Origin of the sequence: Vibrio sp. 10N.222.49.C12 (genome assembly GCF_041475025.1) — a bacterium.
GTDB classification, from domain to species: Bacteria; Pseudomonadota; Gammaproteobacteria; order Enterobacterales; family Vibrionaceae; genus Vibrio; species Vibrio crassostreae_C.
The window spans coordinates 42,836-55,945 of sequence record NZ_JBFRVF010000032.1 but is presented as its reverse complement, the minus strand read 5'-3'; the positions used below and the strand labels follow the sequence as shown (position 1 = coordinate 55,945).

Below are 13,110 nucleotides of genomic sequence, written 5' to 3'. Positions count from 1 at the left end.
TTTAGTTAGTTAACGCAGCTTTTACAGCTGCACCAAGCTCATCTGGGTTGAATTTAGCGATGAAGGAGTTAGCTCCAACACGCTCAACCATGGCTTGGTTAAATACACCACTCAACGATGAGTGTAAAATTACGTATAAATCTTTAAGTTCGGCGTGACGACGAATCTCAGCAGTCAGCGTGTATCCATCCATTTCTGGCATTTCGATATCAGAAATCACCAATGAAATCTGATCGTAAATACTGCCTTCTGATGACATCTGTATCAGCTTCTCGTAGGCTTCTTTACCATCCTTCACCGAGATAACTTCAAAACCAATCGACTCAATAGCACGTTGAACCTGCTTACGAGCAACGGTCGAGTCATCAGCAATCAAGATGCGGCGAACCAGTTCTTTCTCTTGTTCTACTTTCGCAATATCTTCAGCAATCTTGCTGTCCATTGTTTCATCAACAGGAGAAATTTCTGCAAGGATCTTCTCAACATCAAGAATTTCTACCAATTCATTATCAATGTTGGTTACCGCTGTCAGGTAGTTAGCTCTACCTGCGCCATCTGGCGGCGGAAGAATCGATTCCCAGTGCATGTTAATAATGCGCTCAACTGAACTTACCAAGAAACCTTGAATGGTTCGGTTAAACTCAGAGATAACCACAAAACACTTTTCAATATCCGTTGTAGGACGGCCACCAATCGCTAAGCTCAAGTCGATCACAGAGATCGTTTGGCCACGAATGTGTGCTACACCTTTAACCAGTGGGTTCAAGTTTGGCATCTTTGTCAGCTTAGGGCATTGCAGCACTTCTTTTACTTTAAAGACATTAATGCCGTAACGCTGACGCCCCATTAGGCGAAAGGTTAGTAATTCTAATCGGTTTTGACCGACGAGTTGCGTACGCTGATTCACCGAATCAAGAATACCCGTCATGAGCTCATCTCCATATCAAACTTTTTTGTATAAAAAGTGTTAGTCTACTGCAGGCTACGAACCACCAGAGAAACGGAATGACGTATTATAAAACAAATTTGCCACCTCTTTCCATAGCAATGTGTAGAGCTACTTTTAAAACTGTCGCTAAGTTTATCGGCATTTTATCAATATTGTTTAGTTTTTTTGTACAAGCTGCGACCCCAGAACAAATTGAGATGATTCAGTCTGCAGCGGAGCAACATATCCTTGATACAGTTGAGCAGCCACAAGGTGGCGAACTCTTTGTTAATTCAGCAAATGTTGACTCAAGAATCAAAGCGACAGACTGCCCAGTGCCTTTAGAGACCAGCGCTTCAACGACCACCAATACCCGCAGCAGTATTACGGTTTTAGTGCAATGTGTTCCTGATGAGTGGCGCGTTTATGTACCGGTGCGTCTTTCGATGTCGGTGCCCCTTGTCACCACCACTCGTTCACTCGCGAGAGGCGAAATCGTCGGTCAATACGATGTCACCACCGCTATGATTTCTCTTAACAAGTTTCGTCGCCAAGGTTTCACAGCCCCACAACAAGTCATCGGCGCTAAGGTAAAAAAGGACCTAAGACCGGGCGATGTTGTAGAAAGAGGTGATATCTGTGTCGTGTGCCGAAACGAGAAGGTTATCATACAGGCAGTAAAAGGTGGCATGACCATTACCACCAAAGGAACTGCGCTTACCGATGGCTCTATGGGTGATCAAGTAAGAGTGAAAAATGATAAATCACAGCGTATAATTGAAGGGATTGTTACCAGCATGTCTGAAGTCACGGTTTACTTTTAACTCTTTACTTCTAAATTGACGGTATCGTTAGCGATTTCACTCTCTACTCTAACGCCAAATGTGACGGCGGCGGTGTTTTGTCGCTTTTCGACTATTGAGCTAAAAATTGCTAAAGTATTCGAACCCTTGGTCGATATTGACTGTACAGGTTCCCATTTTTGAAGAAAAAGGCTTAACTATGGCAGGCATTGATAATATTCGTTCAGGGCAAACCCTAACGACCACTAACCGATCAGCAGTACGCTCTGATTCTAGTTCTGAGGCATCACGCTCTGATGTATCAACTAAATCACCAGCAAGCAAAGATGCGGTTTCACTGAGCCAACAAGGCAAAGCGATTGGTCAGCTCCACCAAGATATGGCAGCACAGCCAAGCTTTGATTCTGTGAAAGTAGCAGCGATCAAAGAAGCGATTGCGAACGGTTCATACACTGTTGATCCAGAAAAACTGGCAGACAACATGATCAAGTTCGAAGATGAATTAAAAGGTCTTTAAGCCAACACTCACTTTTGATTGAAGTGATTGTCTTAAAGCATACGAGGTTATGAATAGGTTTACGTTATGGCGGCACTAGCAGATTTAGTTAATTTTCAACTTCAAAATGCCAAAGCCTTATCTGAATTATTAAGTTCAGAGAAAACCGCTATTACGAGCCGACAATCAAACGATATTGAGCGAATCGCCAAAGAAAAAGTAGTCCTTGTTGAACAATTAAGATCAACCGATCAGCGAATCGCGACCCATACCAATATCTCAGAACTGACCGAGAATCCTGAACTTGCTCAGTTAGTCACAAAGATCCAGTCGATAGTGCACGATTGCCAGCAAGCGAACCTTGTTAATGGCGAAGCCTTGAATCGAGCACACCTTAGCTTCAAAAAACTCAGCAATATGATGCAGCAAAGCCACGGTAAAATTGGCATGACCTACAATGCCGGTGGTCAAACGCATACTATTTCCACGCTGGGAACCAACGTAAAAGCCTAGTTAAGCTACCTCTTCAACAACACTCCTACTTAAGTCTGTATCTCAGGCTATTTCTGTCGTTGTTCTTTATCAAAATTTCTAATCAGCCTTTGAACACCCTGACAAAATCGATAAACAAAAAAGCGGCAAGTATTTTCATACTTGCCGCTTTTACATCCATATTAGTTATTGGTTGCCGATATGCCATCTGGAAAGCGAGTAGCAACCAATATCACTGAATATTCAATTCGAACACCGAAATTAGAACAGTGTTTGTTGTCTCTTCTCAGGTACTGCCTGAACTTCACCGTAGTTACGTAGCTGATCCATCTTGCGAATATCCAACTGAAGCTCTGTTACGTAGCTATCACCCACAGGGTAACTGCGCACCACTTCTGCGCCACGGATAACACCATCAACCGCACCTGACGTACGCTCTGTACCAAGCCGTTGATCTTCAAGTTCTGCTCGACCGCTTACTCGCATGCCGTAAACCTGTTCAGCAAGCTCACGATAAGCATCGATCTTAGAGGCTCTCATCGCGCGGATACGTCTCTCTTCGTCGTTACGACCTTTCTGCTCACTGATACTCGCATAGCCAACAGCCACTAAGAAATCATCAGGTCTCATGCTCTGCAATGGCTGACAGCCAACAAGCAATAAAGCGGCAACAACAAACATTAACTTCTTCATCTCGAACTCCTAAGGGCGAAGAATAACAGTATAAGGCTGACTGATCGTTGGATCGGAACGAATGATCACGCCATCTTGAGTTCGAATACTGTTGAGAGTATCTAGGTCACGGCCAATACGGTCTGCAGGTAAGAAGCCTTGTGCCGTCGCCACTACAATTCGAGTTTGCATGCCAACAACGCGAGCATTTACTAGTACACCGCCTTCTTGGCGAAGCATAGTGCCTGTCAGTACGTACTGTACGTCTTGTTCTTGAGCTAAGTCTTTCCAATCGCGGCTTAACGCAAAGTCACCTTGATGAGTCACTTGAATAGAACCTGTTGTTTTGAAATCAACAACCTTGAAGCCACGACGCTGAAACTGATGAATGAAACCTTCTGATACCGAGTTTCCTAGCCAGTTCGTTGTGTCCATGTGTTGCAGGTCAACAAACGACGTAATCGCTATCGGAGTTCTTGCTGAGATACTCGTATTCGAAATGATCAGATCTTCGGTCATACTTTCCACGAAGAAATCCATGGTATGACGAGGGCTATCCATCAACATAAACTGACTGCCTGAATATTCAGACTTGCCGTTATAGATTGGCGAATAAGCGCATGAGGTCAACAACATGACACTCATTACTACGAGCCATTTTTTCATTCTCTTATCTCCAGATAGGTTTAGTGCTCCCTGTTCCAATATGTTCTCACCATTATTCTTTTCAATGGATTACAATGTTGGAACAGTCTTTGCTTTTCATTAATGGTTCAGATTAAGAAAAACGCACTTAAGTCAGCTTCAAGCTTATAGTTATTTGTTAAGCAATATTTATACCCAACTGGTAACGAATAGATGAAAAAAATAATTTCTTACTTATTTTCAATAAGTTCACTGATAACCATAAGCTTCAGTGCTCATGCCTCTTGGTATGAAGTTACCGGTACCGCAGCCATCGTATCCTCAGAGGAAACGGCAAGGGTTCATGCTCTGGAAGACGCGGTATATAAAGCGATCCAGTTCTCAGGTGCTGATATTGGTAGTATCTCCAACCTCACGCCGTACCTCGACGCAAACAAGAAAGAGTTTCAATTTACCAATCATGAAGTGCGCTACATCTTGGTAGAAAAAGAGAAAAAACGCAGTGGCAATATAATGATCACCGCAAGGATCGATATCTATCCTTCGGCAAATGCTTGCCATGAGAGCCAATATAAGAAGACATTTTTGGTCGGCAACATCGATGTGACTTCCCCACAGCAAGCTGTAATGGGCAGAATCTATAACATCGGTGATGATTTTGGTCATGTCGTAGATCGACAGCTGGCGCAAGAGTCTCGCAGCTTTGTTTCCGTTGGCACGACCAATTACAACATCGACAAACGTCGACCTGAAGTGATCAAGATGATCGCCCAAGACACTGGCGCACAATACATCATTGGTGGCGACATTACCGATTTAACCGCGACCATCGAGTCCAAACTGTTGAAAGACGACATCATCAATCGCCAGTTTGCGTTAGAGATGCAAGTCTTCGATGGTAAAACAGGACATCAGGTTTACAACCGTAGCTATCGTGAAGTGGCAAAGTGGCCATTTGCTAAGACCAGTGAAGTCGACACCCGCAGTGCTCGTTTCTGGGCATCAACCTACGGCAGTATGATGCTGCGTGTTAGCCGCAATATTATGTTGGACTTGGAATCTGAAGTGTCATGTAAGATCACGCTTCCAGAGGTGGCAGCGGTATTTGGTAACACGGTGACCATTGATTTAGGTCGAATGCATGGTGTTCAACAAGGTGACAAACTGCAACTGTGGCACACAGGTTCGTTTATCGACCAACGCGGCTTGCCACGTAATAAGGTATCTCAAAGCGATATCACACTGACCGTTTCTCGCGTTTATGAAAACGAAGCAGAACTGACGATCGACCAACCAAGCCTTGCTGGAAGCATTCAAATTGGTGATGTGATGCAGAAAATCATGTAGTTAGCGACACGCCCGCCTCACAGTTTCTAATAAAGCCTTAGCACTTTTGTTAAGGCTTTATTTTTTTCATGGGTATTAGTTTCGGTTTTGCAGTATTTGGCGTAATCTTATTAATAACATAATCATCACTTAGCAAACTATGAGTCAGAATAATCTAATTGGTGCTACCGGTTACCGCTTTATCTCGAAAGGTAAAACCGCTTTTAAGATCCACATTCATACTCCCGAAGATACGGTGTTGCATCGGTCGGTCGGTTTTGTTCGTATGGGTGAAGACAAAGCACTGAAGAAAACCATTAAATTAAGAGATGAACTGGGCAGACAGCTATGGGGCAAATTTTGGCCCAAAGTCCTCAAAGAGCCCTACCTGATGACGCGCCTGCCTCATAGTCTAGAACCCAAAATTGTATTCAAACCAAATCCAACTCAGAGTGATCCTGAACACCGCGACGAGTGCTACATCGCTAAGTGGCGCGTCTTCTCTGAGAATGGTGACTACAAGTACAAAACCAAGGTATGTTCAATCAGAAAGCACGGCCGACTTGCAGCTTATAGCCAAACCAAACGTGCGCTGCTTGATGCTCACAAAGACGTAATTGATCTACTTATATTTATGGGACGATTGAACAGCATCGACTTAAAATAGGCTTAAATCCGATTAAGCTGACCGCCCATATTTTTCAGATACAAAAACAGCCGCACATTGCGGCTGTTTTTAATTTATGACGATCCATCGTGGCAATTTAGAGTATTGCTACATACAAAATCGATTACCTAGTTTCGGCATATCTCAGCCAGTGTCGCCAATCGGCGCTTAGACTCTTTCACATAAGGGTTGGCTTGATCCCATGCGTAACCCGCCAGAATTGAGCACACCATCTGCTTAATCTTTGGATTTGGATCTTGATAGAAAATCACATCCTGCAAAGTACCTGAGTACCACCCCTCAACATACGTTCTAAAGGTGTTTACACCAACCATCAAAGGAGCGGCATAATCGCGTTCCCAATCTACCTTCTCACCGTTAAGTTGCTTTTCGACACACTCAACCGCAAACTGTGCCGACTTCATCGCAATCGTCACGCCTGACGAGAACACCGGGTCAAGGAACTCGCCGGCATTGCCAAGCAACGCGTACTTATCCGTCGCCAAATGTTTTACATTGGCAGAATAGCCACCAATTTCACCCGCAGGGTTTGGATACTCGGCGCTTGCCAGTATCTCAGCCAAGCCCGGCTCTTCCGCTGACAGCTGTTTAATTGCAGCAATCTTGTCTTCTGGATAGGACTCAAAGAACTTAGGCTCTCCTACGACACCAAACGAAGAGACACCGTTACTAAACGGGATCAACCAATACCAAACATCAGGGTTGATTGGATGCACAGAGATAAGAATTTTATTTCGGTCATATTCAAGATCGGTATCCACCTCTGCAATATGATCGTTAATGTGCGTAAAAATAGCTTTGCGTGGAGGGAGCGATGACGGCTCTGCCAAGTTAAGCATTTTTGGTAGCACTCGACCAAAACCACTGCCATCCAGAACGTATTGCGCTTCTATCTGATAACGCTCTCCACCCAGCACTTGTACATCTAAAATGGTGCTGTCGTCGGTGAAATTAATGCCCATTAACTCATGTTGGTAATCAATGCAGACACCCTGCGCCTCAGCCGTATCTGCCAAAACCTTATCAAAGGCACCTCGCTGAACCTGAAACGTAGTTCCAGGGCCAGAAGAGAACTTGTCTTCAAAATTAAACGCCGTATAAACGCCATTTTTGCGAAAGGCAGCGCCATCTTTGTATTGGAAGTTAGCGTTGATCACTGCGTCAGTCATCCCAGCCTGTTCAATCACTTCCATACAAGCTGGTAATAGGCTTTCACCAATAGAAAAGCGAGGGAATACGCTCTTTTCAATCACTCGAACATCGATGCCTTTTTTATGAAGTAAAGACGCAGCAATAGACCCTGATGGCCCAGCTCCGATGATCACCACTTGAGTTGATAGTTTTTTCATTATTTAAGCCATGTTTGTTATTTTTATTGCGCGCCAGCTTTCAATTCTAGAAGCGTGTGACCAAGACCGATATCGTCGGTACGCGTTACCACTTCAAAGCCTGCTTCTTCAACAATCTCTAAGAAATCTTCACTGCGGTAAAAACGACTGTTGCCATTGGCCAAGCAGGTAAAGTAGAGAGACGTCGCGTTTAAACTATAAGAAGCCGCATCGTATTTCTGTGAATCCCAAAACAGTTCAAGGATATAGACAGTCGCATCTTCTGACATATGAGAGCGAACGCGCTTTAATATGCTCAGAATCTCCATTGGCGAGAAACAATCAAGGAACTGACTCATCCACCAAACATCCGCGCCCGTTGGCAGAGTTTGCTGTTTATCGAGCATATTCGCTGGGAATGGCGTGACTCGCTCTTGATGACCATGCTTTGCCGCGTTTGCCATTGCCATTTCTAGCTGCTGTGGCAAATCAACAATCGTCACCTCAACGTCCGCATCATGGTTGCAGCATTGCATCGCCCACTTACCCGTGTTGCCGCCGATATCCACCAGCGACTTAGGTTTCTTGCTGAAGACTTTTTCAAGTAACACAGGGAACGAGCGATCCGAATAGAAGTGATCAAACTTGAACCAACTCTCTTTTGCTTTTTCTGGCAATTGAGACAAGCCTTGGTAAATGGTTTCCCAATCACCCAACTCTTTCAAGCCTGCAGGTGTGCCTTCTTCAATCGCTTCTGTTAGATGCATCATCGCGGCATAACAAACATCGGCTGTGAAATCCATGTTTGCGTTAGTCATACCATCATGCAGAAGGTAGAAACCAAGGTTAGCCATTTTGTAGTTAGGCTTTTCCCAAGTCACAATATGAGCACTTAACGCCATATCGAGCAGGACTTTCACGCCGTACTCAGAGACACCGGTCGATTCAGAGATAGACTCTGCTGGTAAACCCTCGTTGCCCGCGTCATCTAACGCTTTCAAAATGCCTAAATCACGAAGTGTACGAGCAGTATGAAAAACAATCGGAGCGAAAGACAATTTCTGCGCTTCTGTTTTTGCTTCTAATGCGTTGAATGGATCTAATTTATATTCCGACACGAAAAACCTAACTTTAAATAATAGAGAGTTACTCAGCTGCCATTTGCGCAAGCTTACGTTTAATATCAACGTTTAAGTTATTAACCCAACGGTTGTAATTACGGTGTATTTCACCATCGTCGTACTTCAAATTCTCTGATTCAACGTAAAGAATAGAGTAAAACTTATCACTATAAGGAATTTCAACCACAGCGTGGTGCGAACGAACATACAATTCAGCGCGGATCAAACCAGGCTTTATTTCTGAAACCAACCAGCCTCGATTTTCAGCAGATTCAGAAATAGCTGATTTAACCTGTTTACTTTGAAGATTCAGTGCAACTGGAGTATCCTCAACATTCATTACAGGTTGGACGCGTCCACATCCTGCAAGAACGAATATGAATAACATTGAAACTGCTATTTTTAGTAATTTCATTTAAATTCCTTATCTGTGTTTATTTATAAGCGCGCATAGTATTTAGTTAGACTCAAAGCAAATCAATACTCTATGTCAAATCAATCCCAATTAATGTCGTTTAATATTGAGAAATGGTCTGCAAATTCAGCGGGGCTCAATTCTATTGCTGAATGGCAAGCGTGGAGCACTAATTTAGATTGGCCACAAGATGGCTCAACTGAATTTAAAGCTATTCCTCCAATGATGCGCCGCCGAATGAGTGTGCAAAGCAAACTTGCTGTCCAAACCGCGTTAACCCTATTAAAAGACACCTCGATTGATTATCTGGTCTTTGCTAGCCGACATGGTGAGTTACATCGAACCGCCACTTTGATTCAGTCGATATTAGAAGGTGACGATGCCTCACCAATGGCGTTCTCGCAGTCGGTACATAATACCGCAGCTGGTCTAACCACCATTGCCGCCAAAGCACCGATTCCACTGACTTCAATAGCCGCAGGGCAAGATACTTTCCATAACGCTCTGATCGAAGCTTATCTTTACCTTCATCAATATCCGTCGCATCGAGTGTTAGTTATCGATTTCGACCAACCTCTGCCCGAGCTCTACCAAGAGTACGAAACACAGAACTTTGCTGATTATGCGCTGGGCTTAGTGCTCACCGCTGGCAGTGAATACTCTATTACTAGGACAGTAGAGACCAACCAAGCACCTTCCGTGTTACCACAAGGGTTACAAACGCTCCAACATATCTTATTAGGTACAAATAGGTGGGCTATTGCTGGCAAGCACCAAACTTGGTCTTGGGTAAATAACACCGAGACAGGTACAGCGTAATGAGCAGAGTAGACCAGTATTGGCGAGTATTCGTGACAGGCCTCTGCTTTACCATCTTTGGTTTGGGTGGCTTAGTATTGAGCTTCTTAATCTTACCGACTATCGCGCTAACCAATCCCAATACCATTAAAAGAGAGCTTAAAGCACAGCGATTAATCCGTTTCTCATTCAATGCGTTTTGCCAGATCATGAAGTTCACCGGAGCAATCGATTACCGAATTGATGGTGCAGAACTACTGCGTAACGACCGTAACTGCATTATCGTCGCCAACCACCCAAGTTTGATTGACTATGTGCTGATCGCCTCTCAACTTCCTCAATGTGATTGCCTCGTCAAAGCGGCCATTTGGGAAAACCCTTTTATGAAAAGGATTGTCAAAGCGGCAGGTTATATACCGAACCAAGCCCCTGACGATCTTTTAGAGCGCTGTGAAGAACGCTTCTCACGTGGCAATGTCATGCTGATTTTTCCCGAAGGAACTCGCACAACGCCAGGAATTGAACCATCCTTACAGCGTGGGGCGGCACAAATCGCGACTCGAACACAAACCGATTTACGCGTGATTCATATTACGGTTTCTCCGACATTCTTAACGAAAGAGAAAAAATGGTATCAAGTTCCTGCGTCGAAGCCCTTTTTTCATGTCGCGGTGAAAGGTAAAATAGAAGTCGAACCATTTATTGAAGGCTCAAATAATTTAACTTCGGCAGCAAGGCGCCTTAATCATCATCTTGCACAAACAATTTTCCCTTCCGAAGAAAACATTTAGCGTATCAATAACATAACAGGCGATATCGGCATTTCGAAAATACCTCATATAATGTAGAATCGCCCCCTTAAAGCAGCATTCAGATAAAGCATTAAGTAGGCCAAAGTGGAAACATTACACAACGAACTGAAACAACTGATCATCGACGCATTGAACCTTGAAGACATGAGCATTGATGAGATTGAAACGGAAGCTCCACTATTTGGTGATGGACTTGGACTAGACTCTATCGATGCCCTTGAGCTTGGCCTTGCTATCAAGAAAAAGTACAACATTGTTATCGATGCAGATGATTCAAACACTCGACAGCACTTTGCGTCAGTTGAAAATCTAGCGAACTACATCTCTTCTCAAACGAATAACTAGACAGATCTTTATGACACAAGCTAACCAACAAGAAGTATACAACCAGGTTAAAGATGCGCTTATTGAGCTGTTCGAGCTTGACGCTGAAGATATCACCCCTGAAGCTCATCTCTATCTTGATCTAGACCTAGACAGCATTGATGCCGTTGATTTGGTCGTTCACCTACAGAACGTCACAGGTAAGAAGATAAAACCTGAAGAGTTCAAAGCAGTGCGCACCGTTAATGACGTTGTCGAATCTGTGGTTGAACTATTGAAGGACGCCTAATGCGTCCTCTGCTGACTTTACTGTCGGCAATTATACTTTTCACTTATCCAATAGCGGTTTACTTTGGACTCAACAAGTTTGGCTTACAAACCGTTGGTATTGCCTTAGCCGCTATCTTTGCTGTACGCATTTTCACCGGCGGTCAGGCTAAAATCAAAGAGCTAAAACACCTAGCTTGGATCAGTGGAAGTGCCGGTATTGTTCTGCTGGCTTTAGGCTTAGCCTTTAAGCAACACGGCTGGCTAACCTATTATCCCGTTATCGTTAATGTTTGTATGCTGGTTGTATTCGCTTCGAGCCTATGGCAACCACAAACGATTATCGAACGTCTTGCTCGCCTTCAAGAGCCTGAACTTCCGCAAAGTGGCGTTGATTACACACGAAAAGTCACCAAAGTGTGGTGCTTGTTCTTTGTTATCAATGGCTCTATTGCCCTTTACACCTGCTTCCAACCGCTAGAAGTATGGACCCTATACAATGGCTTACTCAGCTATCTGTTTGCAGGGTTACTCTTTGCAGGAGAGTGGGTAGTAAGACAGCGCATTCGTCAGAGTTAAATTGTTATGACCCAAACCGTATCTTACACCTCGTTGTCTGAGCTTCTTAGCCAGGACAGAGCCCCTGAATCTATTGTCTGCTTTGACGACAATAGCGAGATTACGTGGCAAACATTTAACGACGACTTATCTCAACTCGTACAATTTTTGTCTTTATCCCCTTTTCAACGAATCGCGATTTGTACCCAAGACAGCTACCTATTTGCGGTGGCCTTTTTGGCATGTACAGCAGCCAACAAACACATCATCTTACCGGGCAACTACCAGCCATGTGCGCTTGCTGAGTTAAGTAAGCAGTTTGATTGCCTGCTAGTTGATAACTCGATTGGCGAAGTTGAGGTGAATGACGTTCGTAATATCCAAACCTTATTGGATTCAAACACTGAAGCACAAAAACCTCTAACCGAGAATCTTACGACCATTGATTTGGCAACAGTCCCATTAACTCTGTTCACTTCAGGTTCAAGTGGCACGCCAAAAGCGATAGATAAAACGTTAGAGCACCTCGATATTGAGACCGCTCAGTTACACAAGAACTGGGGTGAGTTACTCAAGGGAAACCAAATCCAAAGCACAGTTTCTCATCAACATATCTATGGTTTGCTGTTTAGAATCTTATGGCCACTATGCTCTGGTGTTCCATTTGCTCGACACAACCTTGAATACCCAGAACAGATCTTATCTCACGCAAATCAAAACTGTGTACTGATCAGCAGCCCAGCGCTACTTAAACGATTAAAGCATGAGACCAACAAGGTACAACTTGCAGGAATCTTCTCTTCGGGTGGTCCATTGCCTACCGAGTCGGCTCACCAGTCACGAGATCTGCTTGGTCATTTACCGATTGAAGTCTTTGGTAGCACAGAAACCGGTGGCATCGCATTTCGTCAGCAAGAGAGCGCTCAAACGCCTTGGCAGCTTTTTGCCTGTATTGAGGCTAGTCTCAACAGTGAGAGTTGCATTAAGTTATTGTCGCCGTACATCGATAAGAATAACTGGTATCAAACCTCTGATGAGTGCGAGATGGTCTCGGAGAATCAATTCATATTGAAGGGCCGAACGGACCGAGTGATCAAGATAGAAGAAAAGCGAGTATCACTGGTTGAAGTGGAAAAGCGACTGGAGCAACTGCCTTGGATAAGTGAGTGCGTGGTTATTCCATTTGAGGAGCCTGAGCGATTAATATTAGCCTCTGTTTTGGTATTATCAGATGAAGGCCAAGCCGCTCTATCGACCATGAGCAAAGGTAAATTCTGGTTGATGCTGCGTACAGAACTCAGAAAGTGGTTAGAGCCAATCGCAATCCCGAGAAAATACCGTGTTGTCGATGAGATCCCCCTCAACAGCCAAGGTAAGCGATTAACATCTCACATAGAACAGCTAATAAAATCATAGAAACCGCTGATCGTATTTTAC

The 13,110-nt window shown here is 44.0% G+C and carries 17 protein-coding genes; 11 read left to right on the top strand and 6 right to left on the bottom strand.

The annotated features are described in order from the left end of the window. Position 1 precedes the first annotated feature (1 nt). Positions 2-928 (bottom strand): chemotaxis protein CheV, encoded by a 927-nt coding sequence (locus AB4583_RS11705; RefSeq protein ID WP_017066180.1) that lies wholly within the window; start codon positions 926-928, stop codon positions 2-4. A 77-nt stretch (positions 929-1,005) separates the two neighbouring features. Between AB4583_RS11705 and flgA the strand changes: the two genes are divergently transcribed. From flgA to AB4583_RS11690, 3 genes are all read left to right on the top strand, one after another. Next, entirely contained in the window at positions 1,006-1,752 is a 747-nt protein-coding gene (flgA, locus tag AB4583_RS11700; RefSeq protein ID WP_372117412.1) for a flagellar basal body P-ring formation chaperone FlgA, read from the top strand. 178 nt (positions 1,753-1,930) lie between these two features. Next, entirely contained in the window at positions 1,931-2,248 is a 318-nt protein-coding gene (gene flgM / locus AB4583_RS11695; protein ID WP_017062263.1) for a flagellar biosynthesis anti-sigma factor FlgM, read from the top strand. Between the two features lie 66 nt (positions 2,249-2,314). Beyond that, the gene (locus AB4583_RS11690; RefSeq protein ID WP_017062264.1) at positions 2,315-2,740 is read left to right on the top strand and encodes a flagella synthesis protein FlgN; all 426 of its coding nucleotides are present in this window, start codon (positions 2,315-2,317) and stop codon (positions 2,738-2,740) included. Positions 2,741-2,980: 240 nt separating this feature from the next. Here AB4583_RS11690 and flgP read toward each other — a convergent pair whose 3' ends face one another. Further along, the gene (flgP, locus tag AB4583_RS11685; RefSeq protein WP_016791311.1) at positions 2,981-3,412 is read right to left on the bottom strand and encodes a flagellar assembly lipoprotein FlgP; all 432 of its coding nucleotides are present in this window, start codon (positions 3,410-3,412) and stop codon (positions 2,981-2,983) included. A gap of 9 nt (positions 3,413-3,421) precedes the next feature. Continuing rightward, the gene (locus AB4583_RS11680; protein WP_017064137.1) at positions 3,422-4,057 is read right to left on the bottom strand and encodes a FlgO family outer membrane protein; all 636 of its coding nucleotides are present in this window, start codon (positions 4,055-4,057) and stop codon (positions 3,422-3,424) included. A gap of 192 nt (positions 4,058-4,249) precedes the next feature. On the opposite strand from AB4583_RS11680, the gene AB4583_RS11675 reads away from it, so the two are divergent. Both AB4583_RS11675 and AB4583_RS11670 read left to right on the top strand, forming a co-directional pair. Continuing rightward, positions 4,250-5,383 (top strand): flagellar assembly protein FlgT, encoded by a 1,134-nt coding sequence (locus AB4583_RS11675; protein WP_017069008.1) that lies wholly within the window; start codon positions 4,250-4,252, stop codon positions 5,381-5,383. Positions 5,384-5,522: 139 nt separating this feature from the next. Beyond that, positions 5,523-6,029, top strand: coding sequence for a hypothetical protein (locus AB4583_RS11670; protein ID WP_017062268.1), 507 nt, complete (start codon positions 5,523-5,525; stop codon positions 6,027-6,029). Positions 6,030-6,157: 128 nt separating this feature from the next. Here the strand turns inward: AB4583_RS11670 and AB4583_RS11665 are convergent, their stop codons facing one another. Genes AB4583_RS11665 through AB4583_RS11655 form a run of 3 tightly spaced genes read right to left on the bottom strand, consistent with a single transcriptional unit; the run spans position 6,158 to position 8,914 of the window. After that, a complete protein-coding gene (locus AB4583_RS11665) occupies positions 6,158-7,399 on the bottom strand; it encodes an NAD(P)/FAD-dependent oxidoreductase (RefSeq protein ID WP_017069009.1) in 1,242 nt (413 codons plus the stop codon). Between the two features lie 23 nt (positions 7,400-7,422). Next, on the bottom strand, positions 7,423-8,496 hold the full coding sequence (locus AB4583_RS11660) for a methyltransferase (protein ID WP_017062270.1): 1,074 nt from the start codon (positions 8,494-8,496) through the stop codon (positions 7,423-7,425). Positions 8,497-8,524: 28 nt separating this feature from the next. Further along, on the bottom strand, positions 8,525-8,914 hold the full coding sequence (locus AB4583_RS11655) for a hypothetical protein (protein WP_017062271.1): 390 nt from the start codon (positions 8,912-8,914) through the stop codon (positions 8,525-8,527). 72 nt (positions 8,915-8,986) lie between these two features. Between AB4583_RS11655 and AB4583_RS11650 the strand changes: the two genes are divergently transcribed. The 6 genes from AB4583_RS11650 to AB4583_RS11625 all read left to right on the top strand — a co-directional run bounded on the left by AB4583_RS11650 (position 8,987) and on the right by AB4583_RS11625 (position 13,089). Beyond that, positions 8,987-9,733 (top strand): beta-ketoacyl synthase chain length factor, encoded by a 747-nt coding sequence (locus tag AB4583_RS11650; protein WP_170963074.1) that lies wholly within the window; start codon positions 8,987-8,989, stop codon positions 9,731-9,733. Then, the gene (locus AB4583_RS11645) at positions 9,733-10,503 is read left to right on the top strand and encodes a 1-acyl-sn-glycerol-3-phosphate acyltransferase (RefSeq protein WP_017069010.1); all 771 of its coding nucleotides are present in this window, start codon (positions 9,733-9,735) and stop codon (positions 10,501-10,503) included. The genes AB4583_RS11650 and AB4583_RS11645 overlap by 1 nt, the downstream gene beginning before the upstream one ends. A 105-nt stretch (positions 10,504-10,608) precedes the next feature. Next, positions 10,609-10,869 carry a phosphopantetheine-binding protein gene (locus tag AB4583_RS11640; RefSeq protein WP_004736154.1) on the top strand — a complete coding sequence of 87 codons (261 nt, stop codon included), beginning with the start codon at positions 10,609-10,611 and terminating at the stop codon, positions 10,867-10,869. 10 nt (positions 10,870-10,879) lie between these two features. After that, positions 10,880-11,137: an acyl carrier protein gene (locus AB4583_RS11635; RefSeq protein WP_004739745.1), complete on the top strand. Its 258-nt coding sequence runs from the start codon at positions 10,880-10,882 to the stop codon at positions 11,135-11,137. Next, positions 11,137-11,694 (top strand): septation protein IspZ, encoded by a 558-nt coding sequence (locus tag AB4583_RS11630; RefSeq protein WP_017062274.1) that lies wholly within the window; start codon positions 11,137-11,139, stop codon positions 11,692-11,694. The genes AB4583_RS11635 and AB4583_RS11630 overlap by 1 nt, the downstream gene beginning before the upstream one ends. A 6-nt stretch (positions 11,695-11,700) precedes the next feature. After that, positions 11,701-13,089 (top strand): AMP-binding protein, encoded by a 1,389-nt coding sequence (locus AB4583_RS11625; protein WP_017064141.1) that lies wholly within the window; start codon positions 11,701-11,703, stop codon positions 13,087-13,089. Positions 13,090-13,110: the final 21 nt, after the last annotated feature.